Annotated in this window: 13 protein-coding genes; 8 read left to right on the top strand and 5 right to left on the bottom strand. The window is 68.8% G+C overall.

Annotation, left to right across the window (positions count from 1 at the left end; translation table 11 throughout):
• Nucleotides 1-31: 31 nt before the first annotated feature.
• Nucleotides 32-376 carry a hypothetical protein gene (locus ACFYXF_RS40120; RefSeq protein ID WP_389357058.1) on the bottom strand — a complete coding sequence of 115 codons (345 nt, stop codon included), beginning with the start codon at nucleotides 374-376 and terminating at the stop codon, nucleotides 32-34.
• A 124-nt stretch (nucleotides 377-500) separates the two neighbouring features.
• Between ACFYXF_RS40120 and ACFYXF_RS40115 the strand changes: the two genes are divergently transcribed.
• Nucleotides 501-1,319: a rhomboid family intramembrane serine protease gene (locus ACFYXF_RS40115; protein WP_389357056.1), complete on the top strand. Its 819-nt coding sequence runs from the start codon at nucleotides 501-503 to the stop codon at nucleotides 1,317-1,319.
• Between the two features lie 24 nt (nucleotides 1,320-1,343).
• Here the strand turns inward: ACFYXF_RS40115 and hemE are convergent, their stop codons facing one another.
• Nucleotides 1,344-2,435 (bottom strand): uroporphyrinogen decarboxylase, encoded by a 1,092-nt coding sequence (gene hemE, locus ACFYXF_RS40110; RefSeq protein WP_389357054.1) that lies wholly within the window; start codon nucleotides 2,433-2,435, stop codon nucleotides 1,344-1,346.
• Nucleotides 2,436-2,576: 141 nt separating this feature from the next.
• Here hemE and ACFYXF_RS40105 point away from each other — a divergent pair, with 141 nt between their 5' ends.
• The 3 genes from ACFYXF_RS40105 to ACFYXF_RS40095 all read left to right on the top strand — a co-directional run bounded on the left by ACFYXF_RS40105 (nucleotide 2,577) and on the right by ACFYXF_RS40095 (nucleotide 5,757).
• Nucleotides 2,577-3,242 carry a DUF3000 domain-containing protein gene (locus ACFYXF_RS40105; protein ID WP_389357052.1) on the top strand — a complete coding sequence of 222 codons (666 nt, stop codon included), beginning with the start codon at nucleotides 2,577-2,579 and terminating at the stop codon, nucleotides 3,240-3,242.
• A 399-nt stretch (nucleotides 3,243-3,641) separates the two neighbouring features.
• Nucleotides 3,642-4,301, top strand: coding sequence for a response regulator transcription factor (locus tag ACFYXF_RS40100; RefSeq protein ID WP_235474254.1), 660 nt, complete (start codon nucleotides 3,642-3,644; stop codon nucleotides 4,299-4,301).
• 166 nt (nucleotides 4,302-4,467) lie between these two features.
• Complete coding sequence (locus ACFYXF_RS40095; protein WP_389357050.1) at nucleotides 4,468-5,757, top strand: HRDC domain-containing protein; 1,290 nt, start codon at nucleotides 4,468-4,470, stop codon at nucleotides 5,755-5,757.
• 68 nt (nucleotides 5,758-5,825) lie between these two features.
• Here the strand turns inward: ACFYXF_RS40095 and ACFYXF_RS40090 are convergent, their stop codons facing one another.
• Genes ACFYXF_RS40090 through ACFYXF_RS40080 form a run of 3 tightly spaced genes read right to left on the bottom strand, consistent with a single transcriptional unit; the run spans nucleotide 5,826 to nucleotide 8,832 of the window.
• Entirely contained in the window at nucleotides 5,826-6,656 is an 831-nt protein-coding gene (locus ACFYXF_RS40090; RefSeq protein ID WP_389357048.1) for a carbohydrate ABC transporter permease, read from the bottom strand.
• Nucleotides 6,653-7,555 (bottom strand): carbohydrate ABC transporter permease, encoded by a 903-nt coding sequence (locus ACFYXF_RS40085; protein WP_389357428.1) that lies wholly within the window; start codon nucleotides 7,553-7,555, stop codon nucleotides 6,653-6,655. The genes ACFYXF_RS40090 and ACFYXF_RS40085 overlap by 4 nt, the downstream gene beginning before the upstream one ends.
• On the bottom strand, nucleotides 7,519-8,832 hold the full coding sequence (locus tag ACFYXF_RS40080; RefSeq protein ID WP_389357046.1) for an extracellular solute-binding protein: 1,314 nt from the start codon (nucleotides 8,830-8,832) through the stop codon (nucleotides 7,519-7,521). Before ACFYXF_RS40080 ends, ACFYXF_RS40085 begins: the two co-directional genes overlap by 37 nt.
• A 158-nt stretch (nucleotides 8,833-8,990) precedes the next feature.
• On the opposite strand from ACFYXF_RS40080, the gene ACFYXF_RS40075 reads away from it, so the two are divergent.
• The 4 genes from ACFYXF_RS40075 (at nucleotide 8,991) to ACFYXF_RS40060 (ending at nucleotide 16,000) form a co-directional block, all read left to right on the top strand.
• Nucleotides 8,991-11,384 (top strand): glycoside hydrolase family 2 protein, encoded by a 2,394-nt coding sequence (locus ACFYXF_RS40075; protein WP_389357044.1) that lies wholly within the window; start codon nucleotides 8,991-8,993, stop codon nucleotides 11,382-11,384.
• On the top strand, nucleotides 11,381-12,415 hold the full coding sequence (locus tag ACFYXF_RS40070; protein ID WP_389357042.1) for a LacI family DNA-binding transcriptional regulator: 1,035 nt from the start codon (nucleotides 11,381-11,383) through the stop codon (nucleotides 12,413-12,415). Before ACFYXF_RS40075 ends, ACFYXF_RS40070 begins: the two co-directional genes overlap by 4 nt.
• A gap of 232 nt (nucleotides 12,416-12,647) precedes the next feature.
• Nucleotides 12,648-13,874 carry a thiolase family protein gene (locus tag ACFYXF_RS40065; protein ID WP_389357040.1) on the top strand — a complete coding sequence of 409 codons (1,227 nt, stop codon included), beginning with the start codon at nucleotides 12,648-12,650 and terminating at the stop codon, nucleotides 13,872-13,874.
• Complete coding sequence (locus tag ACFYXF_RS40060) at nucleotides 13,871-16,000, top strand: 3-hydroxyacyl-CoA dehydrogenase NAD-binding domain-containing protein (protein ID WP_389357038.1); 2,130 nt, start codon at nucleotides 13,871-13,873, stop codon at nucleotides 15,998-16,000. The genes ACFYXF_RS40065 and ACFYXF_RS40060 overlap by 4 nt, the downstream gene beginning before the upstream one ends.
• The last annotated feature ends 162 nt before the right edge of the window (nucleotides 16,001-16,162 follow it).

Here is a 16,162-nt window from a genome sequence, read left to right as displayed (position 1 = left end):
GCACCCGGCAACGAACCGCACCCCCCTACCGCTACGCCGTCCCGTTGATCCGATCAATAGCCTGCCGAGCCTGCTCAGCCGGCGGCCGGGACGGCAACGAAGACACAGAAGCCGACGCCGAAACAGCCGGGGCCGAAACCGCCGGCGTCTGCCCCGGCTGCGCCCCCGCGGGCCTGGCGTGGGCGCCGAGCCCACTCGACCGCAGCCGATGGCTGACAGCCTCGTCCAACGACACAGGCCGCTGCATCTGCGTAGCCAACCGCCCCGCCTCCTGGCCGAGCCGCGCCACGTCCTCCCAGGGCAGGTGGACCACCAGGGCCAGTTCAGCCTCTCCGTTGGGCAGAGCCACCATCGGAGGAGTCACTCGGTCGTTCATCGCCTGTTCCTCACGTCGTCCCCGCGACGCGCCTTCGCCGTGCCGCGGACGTTGAGGACAGATACGGACACACGGACAGTCGCGTTCACCGATTCACGGGACGCATCGCGGGCACTACTTCCTTGTGGTCATCCCCGTCCATGACGTGAACCCCGCAAGCCGCACCCCCTGGGTCACGTACGCCCTGATCGCCGCGAACGTGCTCGTGTTCCTCTCCATGCCCGGGATAGCGGGCTCGGTGACGGGCGAGAGCAGCCTGGCACAGCTGTGCCACCTCCAGGCGTTCCTGGACCACTACGCCGCCGTGCCCCGGGAACTGATCCACGGCCAGCTGCCGCGCGTGGTCCCGACGGGCGACGTCGGGATCGGCACGGGAGGGCCGGGCTGTGTGATCGGCGCGCCCACCTACGACAAGTCCCCCGTGCTGTCCGTCTTCACGGCGATGTTCCTGCACGGCGGCTGGCTGCACCTGCTGGGCAACATGCTGTTCCTGCTGATCTTCGGCAACAACATCGAGGACCGCCTGGGACATGTGCGGTATCTGCTCTTCTACGTCGTCTGCGGCTACGCGGCGTCGTACGGCTTCGCGCTCGTCAACGCCGACTCGGGCGAGCCGCTGATCGGCGCCTCCGGGGCGATCGCCGGTGTCCTGGGCGCCTATCTGGTGCTGTTCCCGAAGGCCAGGGTGTGGGTCCTGGTGCCCTTCCTGATCTTCCTGCCGCTACGGCTGCCGGCCTGGCTGGTGCTGGGCTTCTGGTTCGTGCTCCAGGCGGTGTACTCGTCCGGCGAGGGCGTCTCCGAGGCCGGCACCGTGGCGTACGCCGCCCACATCGTCGGCTTCCTCGCGGGCATGCTGCTCGCCTGGCCACTCAGGGCCGGCACCCCGCCGCCCCCGGAGCCGGGCCGCCTGCTCTGGGGCAGGCAGGCACGGCATACGTGGTGACGGGCGCCGACGCGCGGCGCTCGCTCAGCGGGCGGTGTTCGTGTGGACGTACTCCACGAGTCGCGTGAGGGCGTCCGGGGGCGTGTTCGGCATGACACCGTGGCCGAGGTTGAAGACGTGGCCCTCCAGGCCCTTCGCGGAGTCGAGGACCTCGCGTGTCTTGGCCTCGACGGCCTCGGTGGAGGCGAACAGGACCGTCGGGTCGAGGTTGCCCTGGAGCGCCTTGCCGGGGCCGACGCGGCGGGCGGCCTCGTCGAGCGGGACGCGCCAGTCGACGCCCATGACGTCCACGCCGGCCTCGCTCATGGGAGCGAGCAGCTCGCCGGTGCCGACACCGAAGTGGATGCGCGGTACGCCGTACCCCTCGACGGCCTTGAAGACCTTCTGGGAGGCGGGGAGCACCGAGCGGCGGTAGTCGGCCGGGGCGAGGGCGCCGGCCCAGGAGTCGAACAGCTGGACGGCGCTGGCACCCGCCTCGATCTGGACCTTGAGGAAGGCGGCCGTGATGTCGGCGAGACGGTCGAGGAGGTCGGCCCAGAGCTGCGGGTCGCCGTACATGATCGCCTTGGCGTTCTCGTACGTCCGCGACGGGCCGCCCTCGACGAGGTAGCTCGCGAGGGTGAAGGGCGCGCCGGCGAAGCCGATGAGCGGGGTGGCGCCCAGTTCGCGGGTGAGCAGGCCGATGGCCTCGGTGACGTACGAGACGTCCTCGGGGGCGAGGTCGCGGAGCTGGGCGAGGTCCGCGCGGGTGCGGATCGGCTTCTCGACGACCGGGCCGACGCCGGGCTTGATGTCGAGGTCGACGCCGATGGCCTTGAGCGGGACGACGATGTCGCTGAAGTAGATCGCCGCGTCCACGTTGTGCCTGCGCACCGGCTGGAGCGTGATCTCGGTGACCAGCTCGGGCCGGGTGCAGGACTCCAGCATGGGGATGCCCTCGCGGACCTTGCGGTACTCGGGGAGGGAGCGCCCGGCCTGGCGCATGAACCACACAGGTGTGTGCGGCACCGGCTCGCGTCTGCACGCCTTCAGGAAGGCGGAATCCTGCACGTCGTTCTTGACGGCGGCGGACGTCGCTGTCGGCTGCTGGCCCGCGGGGCTCTGGTTCGCGCTCACGACCCAAAGTCTCGCACGCCCCACCGACAGTCCCGCCGACGGTCCCGCGAACTGCCCCGTCGGCGGCTCCGACCGTACTGTGGCCCGTCCCACGGGTGTCCCTCCCCGCACGGAGGCCCGGTTCCCTTTAATCTTCCCCGCATGGCTGCGGCTCAGGGACGACTGTCGGACGGCGCTGGCGGAATGGACGACGCGAAGGAGGGGGACCGGGATGCGGAGACGGCTCCGTTGCCCTTCCGGGCGGCCGTCGACGCGTTGCGGTCCGCGCGGCTGAGGCCGCAGATCGAGATCGAGCCGACGCGGGCGCCCCAGCGTCTGGCGCCGTTCGCGTACGCCCTGGAGGCGGCGGTCGTCGACGGCGAGGAGGATCTGGCCGACGGCCGGCTCGTCCTGCTGCACGACCCGGCCGGGCACGACGCCTGGCAGGGTTCCTTCCGGCTGGTGACGCTGGTACGCGCCGAGCTGGAGCCGGAGATGGCCGCCGACCCGCTGCTGCCCGACGTGTGCTGGTCGTGGCTGACCGGGGCGCTCCAGGCGCGCGGGCTGTCGTACGGCGAGGCCAGCGGCACCGTCACGCGCGCGAGTTCGCACTACTTCGGCGGGATGTCGGAGCGGCCGGCCGCCTCCCAGATCGAGATCCGCGCCTCCTGGACACCCCGCGAGGGCCTGGGCGGCGTCCCGGACACCGCGTCCCACCTGGCCTCCTGGTGCGACCTCCTGGCCCAGATCGCGGGCCTGCCACCTGCCGCCCCCGGCGACGCGTCGGTGGTGACGCTGCCACAGCGACGGGGCCCGCAGTCCCGCTGATCGAGCGGCTCCTGCGAACACCGCCTCGCTGCAGCGCCCCGTCAGGGGCGCGGGGAACTGCGCGACCAGCCCCCACCGGCCCGCGGGGAAGACACCGCGTATCCAGCTGAACGGCCTTGCGGTCCCCGCCCGGGGACCGCAAGGCCGTTCCCCTTGTCACGCCCAAGCGCCCTCTTCTGTCCCGCATCGGCACGCCCTCTTTAGTAGCTCTTTGTCGATACGGCCACTTTCGGCCGCGTATCGACGTAGAGCGAAACCGTTCGATCTTCGGATGATCGAAGGCGTGTCCGAATTGCACGGATTGTTACTCACCAGATCGTGATCTTTCTCTAAAGGAGCACAGGTTTGATGCCGAAGACCTCTGTGACCTTGAAAGCACGCCGCACTCCAGGAGGCCTGGTGTCCGTTCTTCTTGAGCAGCCCGCAAGCCTGGTCGCCTACCGCCCGAACAAGCCGACCGCCATGGTGGTCGTGGCCGACCCCCGCGTCCGCTCCACCGTCACCCGCCATCTGTGGGCGCTCGGTGTACGCGATGTGATCGAGGCCTCGTCCATCGCGGAGGCTCGTCCCCGCATCGGCAACCCCCGCGACATCTGCGTCGCCGACGTCCACCTGCCCGACGGCAGCGGGCTCACCCTGCTGTCCGAGACCCGTGCCGCGGGCTGGCCCAACGGCCTGGCCCTGTCCGCCGCCGACGACATCGGAGCCGTGCGCAACGCCCTCGCGGGCGGTGTGAAGGGTTACGTCGTCACCGGCACCCGCAACAACGTCGGGCTCCCCAGCCGACCCGGCGCCGCCCCCATCGGCGCCGGCGCCCGTATGCACCGCCGCCCCCCGGGTGCCCCGAGCCACCCGGGCGGCTACCGCGAGCTGTCCGGCCGCGAGGTCGAGGTCCTGCGACTGGTCGCGGAGGGCCAGTCCAACAAGGCGATCGGCGTCTCCATGGGCCTGTCCGCGCTCACCGTCAAGAGCCACCTCGCCCGTATCGCCCGCAAGCTCGGCACGGGCGACCGCGCCGGGATGGTGGCGGTGGCCCTCCGAACCGGGATCATCCACTGAACCCCGCTTGAACTCCGCTGAACAATGATCAACGGCCATCACTGACCACTGATCACCGACCGAATTCACTGACACGTGTGACACGTGACTGGTTTACGACCCCAAGGCGCCCGTCGACGGAACGTTCCGTCGGCGGGCGCCGTCCATACACAGATACCCTTGACAGGTGACCGAAGCCCAAGAGACCGCAGCAGACAGCTCACTGCGAACCACCGGAGGCGCTCCTCCGGACGACAACGGATCTTCTGAGGCTCAGGCGCCGATCCCCCTCCTCGAACCCCGCGACGGTATTCCGCCAGTCATCGCCGACGAGAACGCGCTCGCCGAGGTGATCGCCGCGTTCGCCGCAGGCAGCGGTCCTGTCGCCGTCGACGCCGAACGCGCGTCCGGTTACCGCTACGGACAGCGCGCCTATCTGGTGCAGCTGCGCCGCGAGGGCGCCGGCACCGCGCTCATCGACCCGGTCGCCTGCCCCGACCTGTCGGGCCTGGGCGAGGCGCTCGACGGTGTGGAATGGGTGCTGCACGCCGCCACGCAGGATCTGCCCTGTCTCCGCGAGATAGGCATGATCCCCGCTCAGCTGTTCGACACCGAGCTGGCCGGACGGCTGGCCGGGTTCCCCCGGGTCGGCCTGGGCGCGATGGTCGAGGGCGTCCTGGGCTTCGTACTGGAGAAGGGCCACTCCGCGGTCGACTGGTCGACCCGGCCGCTGCCCGAGCCCTGGCTGCGGTATGCGGCGCTCGACGTCGAACTCCTGGTCGACCTGCGGGACGCGCTGGAGAAGGAGCTGGACCGGCAGGGCAAGCTGGAGTGGGCCCGGCAGGAGTTCGACGCGATCGCGTCGGCGCCGCCGCCCGAGCCCCGGAAGGACCCCTGGCGTCGTACGTCGGGCATGCACAAGGTGCGTCGGCGCAGGCAGCTGGCCGTCGTACGGGAGCTGTGGGAGACCCGGGACCGGATCGCGCAGCGCCGGGACGTGTCGCCGGGCAAGGTGCTGTCGGACGCGGCGATCGTCGAGGCCGCGCTCGCCGTGCCGGCCAATGTGCACGCGCTGGCCGGGCTGACCGGGTTCGGACATCGGATGGGGCGGCGGCAGCTGGAGCAGTGGCAGGCCGCAGTGGATCGGGCGAAGGCGCTCACCGACGCGCAGTTGCCCCAGCCGGGGCAGCCTGTGGTCGGGCCTCCGCCGCCGCGGGCCTGGGCCGACAAGGATCCGGTGGCCGCGGCGCGGTTGTCGGCGGCGCGGGCCGGGGTCTCCGCGTTGGCGGAGGGGTTGAACATGCCTCAGGAGAATCTGATCACTCCGGACACGGTGCGGAGGGTTTGCTGGGAGCCGCCTGTTGTTGCCGACGCGGAGTCCGTTGCGGCGGCGCTTGAGGGGTATGGGGCTCGGGCCTGGCAGGTGGAGTTGGTGACGCCTGTTTTGGTTGAGGCTCTTTCCGCCAAGGCGCCGTAGGGGTTCTGTTGTTCGGCGGGTGCCGGCCCGTCGTGGCTTGTCGCGCAGTTCCCCGCGCCCCTAAAAGCTCACCTGGTCGCTCCTCTCATGAAGCCGTTGTAGATGAAGCGCTGCAACGACAGGAAAGCGACCAGTGTGGGGAGGATAACCAGGACCGCGCCCGCCGAGATCGTCTCCCAGTGGGCTGCGAAGGGGCCCTTGAAGCGGAAGAGGGACGTCGAGATCACGCCAAGATCTTCGGACGGCATGTAGAGGAAGGGGATGTAGAAGTCGTTGTAGACGGTGATCCCCTTCACTATCACCACCGTCGCGATCGCCGGTTTCAGCAGCGGGAAGATGATCTTTCGGTAGATCGTGAAGGCGTTGGCTCCGTCGAGGCGTGCCGACTCGTCCAGGGAGATCGGGATCGACCGGACGAACTGCAGGAAGATGTAGATCGACACGATGTCGGTGCCCATGTAGAGCGCGATCGGTGCCCAGAGCGTGTCGAACATGCCGAAGCTGTTCACGATCTGGAACGTCGCCACCTGGGTCGTGACGCCGGGGACCAGGGTCGCCACCAGGAACAAGGCGATCACCAGCTTCCGGAAGCGGAAGGTGAAGCGGTCGATCGCGTACGCCGTCATCGAGCCGATGAGGACGGTGCCCGTGACGGTGAAGAGAAGGATGAGGGCCGTGTTGGCGAACGCGGACAGCATCTCGCCGTCGTGGAACGCCGTCACGTAGTTGTGGAGGTTCAGGAGGTCGCCGGGTAGGGAGAGCGCTCCGCTGTCGTCCGCCATCTCCCGCTCGGACTTGAGCGAGGTCAGGACGATCACGCCCAGCGGCAGCAGGACGACCACCGCCGCGAGGACCAGGGACAGGTACACGAACGTACGGGCGACCGTTCGGCGCGTCATACGAGATCCACCCTGTCGTCCGGAACGAGCCGCCGCTGCACCCAGGTCACGGCGAGCACGATCAGCAGGAGTACGACGGCCGCCGCCGAGGCCAGCCCCGTCTTGTTGAACTGGAACGCCAGCTTTACCGTCTGGATCACGAAGGTCTCGGTGCCGGTCGCGCCGCCGGTCATGATGTACGGGATCTCGAAGACCGAGAGGGAGCCCGAGATCGACAGGATCACGCTCAGGCTCAGTACCGGCTTGATGCCGGGCGCGATGATGTACCGGAACTGGTGCCAGCGGTTCGCGCCGTCGAGTTCGGCGGCCTCGTACAACTCCCCCGGGACGGACTGGATCGCGCCCAGGAACAGCACGAAGTTCAGGCCCATGTAGCGCCAGACCGAGACACCGGCGAGCGAGATGTTCGCCGACGTCGGTGTGCCCAGCCAGGCATGGTCCGTGTGGACGCCGAACAGGCTCAGCACCGAGTCGAGGGTGCCGCCGTCCTGGAAGAAGTAGAGGAACACGAAGCCGATCGCGACCCCGTTGATCAGATATGGGAAGAACAGCACGCCCTTGAAGAAGTTCCGGAACCGGATGTTGAAGCTCAGGATCGTCGCGAAGTAGAGCGCCGCGACTATCTGGACGGCGGAGGCGGCCAGGTAGTAGGCGCTGACGAAGAACACCTCGAACAGCTCGGGGCGGGTGAGGAGTTCGGTGTAGTTCTCGGCGCCCGTGTAGTGCAGCTCGGGGCTGACGCCGTCCCAGTCGGTGAAGCTGTACGCGATCATGTTGGCGATCGGCGCGTAGGTGAAGGTCAGCAGCAGTGCGAGCGGGGCTGCCAGGAACAGCCAGGGAGTTACGCCTCGCCGCAGGCGTGTCACCGCGTCCCCACTGAGCGCTGTGCCTCGGTCCAGCGTTTGCCGAGGTCCCCGAGGAAGTCGTCGAGGCTGCCCTTGCGGGCGCCGCGGGCCAGGTCGACGAGGTCCTGGCGGTAGTCGGGGGCGTAGATGCCGACCTCCGACTCGGTGTCGACGAGCTTGAGTTGTGCCCCATCGGTGTCGTCGACCTCGATGAACTTCACCCCGGCGTCCTCGTACGGCTGGAGCACGGTGGGCAACGGGGCGTCCTTGAGCGGGGAGATGGCCAAGTTGTCGTCCGCGTAACCGGACTTGTCGGTGAACCAGTCGATCCAGGCGCGGGCGGCCTCCTTGTGCTCGCTGTGGACGTTGACGGCCTGGTTGTAGTCGGGGCCCACAACCGCACAGAACTTCCCGCCCACTTGGGCCGGGAAGGGCATGAATCCGATGTCCGCGGGGTCGACGCCGGCCTTCTTCGCCGCGTCCTGGAACTGGACGATCGCCCAGGTGCCCAGCCACTGCGTGGCGATCTCGCCCTTCGCCAACCGGGGCTTGGACGCCTCCCAGTTGGTGGTCGTCGGGTCCTTCTCGGCGAGCCCGTCGTGCACGATGTCGTAGAGGAGGGTGTCGCCGACGCGCAGGTCGGCGCCCTTGGCCCAGGGGTCGCTCTCGACCAGTTTGGTCGTCGCCCCGGTGTCGCAGCCCACCGAGCCGTTGACGTACGTCCATGAGGTCAGCGGCCACTGGGCGGCGAAGTTGGTGTAGTACGGGTCCGCGTCCGTCTTCGACTTGATCGCCTTCAGGGCGGTGATGAACTCGGCGGGTGTGGTGGGCCAGTCGGTGATGCCGGCCTCCTGCCAGATCCTCTTGTTGTAGAGGAACCCTGGGGTCACGCCGACCGGGCTCTGGCCGTAGACCTTGCCGCCGACGGTGGTGAAGTCGGTGAAGCGGTACTTCTTGGCGCGCTCGGTCCGGGTGCCCAACGAGGCGAAGAACTTCGGGTAGTCGCTCTTCTTGATCACCGCCGGGATCAGCAGGACATCGCCGTAGTTCTCCGTGTTCATACGGATCTTGACTTCGGCCTCGTAGTTGGTGAGCCCCTCGAACTCGACCTTCACGTTCGGATACGTCTCGCGGAACGCGTCGGCGTACTTCTTCAGCGTGCCGTCCTGCACGAGGTCGGTCCGCACGGTGAGGACCTTGATGGTTCCGCTCACCTTTGACGGATCGTCAGGCGCCTTGGCGTCGGCGCCCTTTGATGTTCCACCGGTTCCGGTGCACGCGGAGAGCAGCAGACCGGCGGCGAAGAGTGCGGGAAGCGTGCGGCGGTTCATGTGCATCAGCTCCGTTCGGGACGGACGAGCACTAACGGGATGGCTGATTCGGCACTCTGACAGCACTTACTGAACCGGTAAAGTCCCTATTTCGCCAACGCTGACACCACTCTTCCCGCGCTTGACCCACACGGGAGTTGAACGGTTTAGGAGCGCGCATGCTGGAGGCCACACCGCTCACCGAGGGCTGGACCGTGCGGTACGAGGGGGGCGAACTGCCCGCCACGGTCCCGGGGTGCGTGCACACCGACCTGCTCGCGGCAGGCATCATCCCGGACCCCTTCATCGGCCGGAACGAGACCGAGGTCGCGTGGGTCGGGCGGCGGGAGTGGACCTATGAAACGGACCTGGGCGCCACCTCTGCGCATGAGCAGACCGACCTCGTTTTCGACGGGCTCGACACCGCCGCCGAGATCCGGCTCGACGGTCAACTCCTGGGCCGGGTACGGAACATGCACCGCTCGTACCGCTTCGACGTGACCGGGATGACAGGGCGGCTGTCCGTGCGGTTCGCGTCCGCCTACGCCGAGGCGGAGGCCGTGCGGGAGCGGCTGGGCGAGCGGCCCGGCGCCTATGCCGAGCCCTACCAGTACATCCGGAAGATGGCCTGCTCCTTCGGCTGGGACTGGGGGCCCACTCTCGTCACGGCCGGGATCTGGCGGCCGGTGCGGCTTGAGCATTGGTCCACGGCCCGGATCGCCCGGGTGCGCCCCGAGGTGACGGTCGATGAACACGGCGTGGGACAGGTGAAGTTGGCGGTCGACGTCGAGCGCACCCGGGTCGAGGCCGGACTCACACTGGAGGCCGGCGTAAGCCGTGGGAGCAGCGAGTTCCGGGTGCGGGGCACGGTCGACGGGACCAGTGGTGTCGTACGGCTGGACGTGCCGGACGTGGAGCTGTGGTGGCCGCGCGGGTACGGGGAACAGCCGCTGTACGAGGTCGAGTTGACGCTTCGTCATGGTGATGTCCAGCTGGACGGCTGGCGGCGGCGGGTCGGGTTCCGGACCGTCGGGCTCGACACGTCCGCCGACGCCCACGGGGCCGGGTTCACGCTGGTCGTCAACGGGGAGCGGCTGTTCGCTCGGGGCGTCAACTGGATCCCGGACGACGTGTTCCCGTCCCGGATCACCCGCGAGCGGTATCGGAAGCGGCTCGCACAGGCCGCCGACGTCGGCGTCGACCTCGTTCGCGTGTGGGGCGGCGGGATCTACGAGAGCGAGGACTTCTACGACGCCTGCGACGAGTTGGGGCTGCTGGTCTGGCAGGACTTCCCGTTCGCGTGCGCCGCCTATCCCGAGGAGCAGCCGCTGCGGGGCGAGGTCGAGGCGGAGGCCCGGGAGAACGTCGTACGGCTGATGCCGCATCCCTCGCTCGTGCTGTGGAACGGCAACAACGAGAACCTGTGGGGCTTCAGGGACTGGGGGTGGGAGCGGCGGCTCGCCGGGGAGTCGTGGGGTGAGGGGTATTACTTGGGCTTACTGCCGCGTGTGGTGGCCGAGTTGGACCCTACGCGGCCCTATACGGCGGGCAGTCCCTGGTCCGGGTCATGGGATCGGCATCCGAACGATCCGGCGTACGGTACGCATCACTCGTGGGAGGTGTGGAACCGGGCGGACTACGCCGACTACCGGCTCCAAGTCCCGCGCTTCGTGGCCGAGTTCGGGTGGCAGGCGCCGGCCGCGTACGCCACGCTGCGGCGGGCGCTGCCTGGCGAGACGCTTGCCTCCGACTCCTCCGGCATGCTGCACCACCAGAAGGCGGAGGACGGGAACGGGAAGCTGGAGCGTGGGCTGGCCCGCCATTTCCCTTTGCCCGACGGGGACTTCGACCGGTGGCACTACCTCACCCAGGTCAATCAGGCCCGTGCCGTCGCCGTCGGGATCGAGCACTGGCGGTCGCACTGGCCGGTGTGCGCGGGGACGATCGTGTGGCAGCTCAACGACTGCTGGCCGGTGACGAGTTGGGCTGCTGTCGACGGCGACGGGCGGGAGAAGCCGCTCTGGCACGAGCTGCGGCGGCTGTACGCGGACCGGCTGCTCACTCTTCAAGTGCGGGAAGCCGGGCTGGTGTTGGCGGTCGTCAATCAGGCGGCGGAGCGGTGGAAGGGGACCGTGGAGCTGCGGCGGCTGTCCGTGGACGGGGGTGCGGGGGGTGGTGGGTCGGCGGTGCGGGTCGGGTTCGTGGCGGAGGGGCGGGCGGTCGCCGAGGTGCCGGTGCCGGAAGGGCTTGTGCCCGTAGGAGTCGGGGAGTTCCTGGTCGCCGACTCGGACGGGCTGCGGGCGCTGCACTTTCCCGCGCCTGACCGTGAAATCCCCTACCCCCGGCCCGAGTTCGACGTGAGCGTCGCTCCGGGGGCTGTCACGGTGACGGCCCATACCCTCGTACGGGATCTGCTGTTGCAGGCGGACCGGCTGGACCCGGGAGCGCGGGCCGATCGGGGGCTGGTGACCCTGCTGCCCGGGGAACAGGTGACCATCGGGGTGCGTGGCTGGGAGACTCCGGATGCCGAGACCGCCCGATCGGCCCTGTACTGCGTGGAGCCAGCCCGATGACGGCATCGCCGACACCCCGCGTCACCATCAAGGACGTCGCCGCGCGCGCCGGCGTGTCCAAGGGGGCCGTGTCCCTCGCCTTCAACCACAAGCCGGGGCTCGCCGAGGCGACCCGGGACCGGATCTTCACCGCCGCCCGTGAACTGGGCTGGGAGCCGAACCTCACCGCGCGGTCGCTGGCCGGGTCCCGGGTGGACGTCGTGGGGCTCGCGATCTGCCGGCCTGCCCGGCTGCTCGGGCTCGAACCGTTCTACATGGACTTCATCTCGGGCGTGGAGAGCGTGCTGACCGAGCACTCGTGCTCGCTGCTGCTCAGGCTCGTGCGGAGTCTGGAGGAGGAGGTCGGGCTTCAGGAGTCCTGGTGGAGGGGGCGGATCATCGGCGGGGCGATCCTGGTCGACCTGCGGGCCGACGATCCGCGCGTCCCGGCCGTCGAACGGCTCGGGATGCCCGCGGTCGCGGTCGGGCATCCGTCGCTCGCCGGCGGGCTCACCTCGGTGTGGACCGACGACGCCACGGCCGTCACGGAGGCGGTGCGGTATCTCGCGGCGCTCGGGCATCGACGGGTCGCTCGGGTGGGGGGTGCGGCAGCATTAGGGCATTCGAACATTCGTACGGCCGCGTTTGACGAGGCCGCGCGAGGGCTTGGACTGGCTGGGGTGTCTCAGGTGGCGACCGATTTCTCCGGGGACGAAGGGGCTCGGGCGACTCGGTCGTTGCTGTCCGCGTCGGGTGCGGACCGGCCTACGGCGATCTTGTACGACAACGACATCATGGCGGTGGCGGGGCTTTCCGTGGCGGCGGAGATGGGGCTGAGCGTGCCAGGGGATGTGTCCTTGCTGGCCTGGGACGACTCCCAGTTGTGCCGGTTGACTCGGCCTACATTGTCTGCGATGAGTCACGATGTGCACGGGTTTGGGGCGGATGTCGCTCGGACCCTGTTCGGGGTGATCGGTGGGGGTGGGGAGTCTCATCCTGTGGCTACTCCTGTGCTTACTCCTCGGGGGTCCACCGCTCCGCCCAAGGGGTAGGGAGCTTCTGTTGTTCGTGCGGGTGCGGGTCTCGTGTGGCTTGTCGCGCAGTTCCTCGCGCCCCTAAGGCCCGCTTGTGTAACCGGCGGTAACATGTGGGGGCATGTGATGTTCGCCGCTCCGCCTCCCAGGGGTGTGCAGTGGTGTTACTCGCAAGTAGCATGGGGCTGAGCGCCCGCTCAGCGGATGCTTATGCAGCAGTGCCGTCCCGCACCTCTGGAGGAGAGCCATCGTGCCTCGTACCGTCAGGGACGTCGTCTTCGTCGACGGCGTCCGCACCCCGTTCGGCAAGGCGGGCCCGAAGGGCATCTACCACGAGACCCGCGCGGACGACCTCGTCGTGAAGGCGATCCGGGAGCTGCTGCGCCGCAACCCGGGTCTCGACCCCAAGGCGATCGACGAGGTCGCCATCGCCGCGACCACGCAGATCGGTGACCAGGGGCTGACCCTGGGGCGGACCGCCGGCATTCTCGCCGGGCTGCCGCAGTCGGTCCCCGGGTACTCCATCGACCGGATGTGCGCGGGCGCGCTGACCGCCGTCACCTCGGTCGCCGGTTCCGTCGCCTTCGGCGCGTACGACATCGCCATCGCCGGTGGTGTCGAGCACATGGGCCGTCACCCCATGGGCGAAGGCGTCGACCCGAACCCCCGGTTCGTGAGCGAGAAGCTCGTCGACGAGTCGGCCCTGTTCATGGGCATGACCGCCGAGAACCTGCACGACCGCTACCCGCACATCACCAAGCTGCGCGCCGACGAGTACGCCGTGCGCTCGCAGGAGAAGGCCGCCAAGGCGTACGCCAATGGCAAGATCCAGCAGGACCTGGTGCCGATCTCCGTACGGAACACCAACGACCAGGTCGGCGAGACCGGCTGGGGTCTGGTGACCGCCGACGAGCCGATGCGGCCGGGGACCACCCTGGAGAACCTGAGCGGGCTGAAGACGCCGTTCCGGGTGCACGGGCGGGTCACCGCGGGCAACGCGGCCGGTCTGAACGACGGTGCGACCGCGTCGCTCATCGCGTCCGAGGACTTCGCGCGCGAGAACAACCTGCCCGTCAAGATGCGTCTCGTCTCGTACGCCTTCGCCGGCGTCGAGCCCGAGGTCATGGGCTACGGGCCGATCCCGGCGACCGAGAAGGCCCTCGCCAAGGCGGGCCTCGGCATCGGTGACATCGGTCTGTTCGAGGTCAACGAGGCGTTCGCCGTCCAGGTGCTGGCCTTCCTCGACCACTACGGCATCGCGGACGACGACGCACGCGTCAACCAGTACGGCGGTGCCATCGCCTTCGGTCACCCGCTGGCCTCGTCGGGTGTGCGTCTGATGACGCAGCTCGCCCGTCAGTTCGAGGAGCAGCCGGAGGTCCGTTACGGCCTCACCACCATGTGCGTCGGCTTCGGCATGGGCGCGACCGTCATCTGGGAGAACCCGCACTTCGAGTCCGCCGGAGGCAGCAAGTGAGCACCACCGCTGAGCTTTTGAAGGGCGCGGCCGAGCTGTTCCCCGACGAGGTCGTGACGTCCGCGCACGTACGCCACCTCGATCTGCCGTTCGGTGCGGGCCGGTTCGCCCTCATCACCCTGGACAACGGCTTCGACCACACCAAGCCGACCACCTTCGGTCCGGCCTCGCTGGCGAACCTGAGCATCGCCATCGACCAGGTCGAGAAGGAGGCGTCGGCCGGCGAGATCGTCGGTGTCGGTATCACCGGCAAGCCGTTCATCTTCGCGGTCGGCGCCGACCTCAAGGGCGTCGAGCTGCTGAAGAACCACGACGACGCGCTCGCCATCGGCAAGGGCGGCCACGAGGTCTTCAAGCGGCTGTCCGCGATCGCCGTCCCGACCTTCGCGTACTACAACGGCGCCGCCATGGGCGGTGGCGTCGAGGTCGGTCTGCACTGCGAGTACCGGACCGTGTCGAAGGCCATCGCGGCCTTCTCCCTCCCCGAGGTCTTCCTCGGCCTGGTCCCCGGCTGGGGCGGCTGCACGATCCTGCCGAACCTCATCGGCGCGGAGCGTGCGGTGAGCGTGATCATCGAGAACTCGCTCAACCAGAACAAGCAGCTCAAGGGCCAGCAGGTGCTCGACCTGGGCATCGCCGACGCGCTGTTCGAGGGCGCGGACTTCCTGGAGCAGTCGCTGATCTGGACGGCTTCCGTCCTCAAGGGCGACATCACGGTCGAGCGTCCGGCGATCGACCGCGGCGAGGCCTGGGACCAGGCGGTCGCCAAGGGCCGGTTCATCGCGGACAGCAAGGTGCACGGGGCGGCTCCGGCCGCGTACCGCGCGCTCGACATCATCGCCGCGGCCAAGAACGGCGACCTCCAGCAGGGGTACGACGCCGAGGACGTGGCCCTCGCCGACCTGATCATGGGCGGCGAACTGCGGTCCGGGATCTACGCGTTCAACCTCGTGCAGAAGCGTGGCAAGCGGCCGGCGGGCGCTCCCGACAAGTCGCTGGCGCGTCCGGTGACGAAGGTGGGCGTGGTCGGTGCGGGTCTGATGGCCTCGCAGCTGGCTCTGCTGTTCCTGCGCCGTCTTGAGGTGCCGGTCGTGCTGACCGACATCGACCAGGAGCGTGTCGACAAGGGTGTGGGCTATGTCCACGCCGAGATCGAGAAGCTGCTCGGCAAGGGCCGTATCAACCAGGACAAGGCCAACCGCCTGAAGGCCCTGGTCACGGGTGTCCTGGACAAGGCGGAGGGTTTCGCGGACGCGGACTTCATCATCGAGGCCGTGTTCGAGGAGATCGGCGTCAAGCAGCAGGTGTTCGCGGAGGTGGAGGCGGTCGCTCCGGCGCACGCGATCCTGGCCACCAACACCTCGTCCTTGTCCGTCTCCGAGATGGCTTCGAAGCTGAAGAACCCCGAGCGGGTCGTCGGCTTCCACTTCTTCAACCCGGTCGCGATCCTGCCGCTCCTGGAGATCGTGCGTGGCGAGCAGACGGACGACGCCTCGCTGGCCACGGCGTTCGGTGTCGCCAAGAAGCTGAAGAAGACCGCGGTGCTGGTGAAGGACGCTCCGGCGTTCGTCGTGAACCGTATCCTCACCCGCTTCATGGGTGAGATCCAGAACGTGATCGACGAGGGTACGTCGGTCGAGGTGGCGGAGAAGGCGGTGGAGCCGCTGGGGCTGCCGATGTCTCCGCTGGTGCTGCTGGAGCTGGTGGGGCCCGCCATCGGTCTGCACGTGTCGGAGACGCTGGACCGGGCGTTCCCGGAGCGCTTCACGGTGTCGCCGAACCTGGCGGCGGTCGTCAAGGCGGGGAAGCGGGGCTTCTACGTGTACGACAGTGGGAAGCCGGAGTTGGACCCCGAGGTTGCGGCACTGCTTCAGCAGGGGGATGTCGCCCTGAGCGAGGAGCAGGTGCGGGATCGGGTGCTCGACGCGGTGGCCCAGGAGATCGGGCTGATGCTGGAGGAGGGTGTCGTGGCCGAGGCTCAGGACATCGACCTGTGCCTGATCACGGGCGCCGGGTGGCCGTTCCACCTGGGTGGGATCACGCCTTACCTGGACCGTGAGGGTGTCTCCGAGCGGGTGAACGGGAAGCGGTTCCTGGAGGCCGGGGTGGCTTCCGTACCGGCGTAACGGTTGGTTCGTTGTCGGTCGCTGGGTGCCCTGCATGCCGTGAGTGGTGTGCGGGGCACTTGGTTTTTCGCCCCCGCCGCCCCTACCCGTCCCATCCTTCTGGGGGCTGCGCCCCCAGACCCCCCTTTGTCCTCAAACGCCGGACGGGCTAAAAGATCAAAC

Source organism: Streptomyces sp. NPDC002680 (assembly GCF_042889145.1).
Lineage (GTDB): Bacteria > Actinomycetota > Actinomycetes > Streptomycetales > Streptomycetaceae > Streptomyces > Streptomyces adonidis.
The sequence above is the reverse complement of the archived record's forward strand: the minus strand, read 5'-3'. Positions and strand labels throughout refer to the sequence as shown.

Excerpts from the sequence above, each read along its gene's own strand:
- ACFYXF_RS40070 (WP_389357042.1), top strand. The coding sequence starts at position 11,381 with ATGACGGCATCGCCGACACCCCGCGTCACCATCAAGGACGTCGCCGCG.
- ACFYXF_RS40120 (WP_389357058.1), bottom strand. The coding sequence starts at position 376 with ATGAACGACCGAGTGACTCCTCCGATGGTGGCTCTGCCCAACGGAGAG.
- ACFYXF_RS40090 (WP_389357048.1), bottom strand. The coding sequence starts at position 6,656 with ATGACGCGCCGAACGGTCGCCCGTACGTTCGTGTACCTGTCCCTGGTC.
- ACFYXF_RS40105 (WP_389357052.1), top strand. The coding sequence starts at position 2,577 with ATGGCTGCGGCTCAGGGACGACTGTCGGACGGCGCTGGCGGAATGGAC.
- ACFYXF_RS40080 (WP_389357046.1), bottom strand. The coding sequence starts at position 8,832 with ATGAACCGCCGCACGCTTCCCGCACTCTTCGCCGCCGGTCTGCTGCTC.
- ACFYXF_RS40075 (WP_389357044.1), top strand. The coding sequence starts at position 8,991 with ATGCTGGAGGCCACACCGCTCACCGAGGGCTGGACCGTGCGGTACGAG.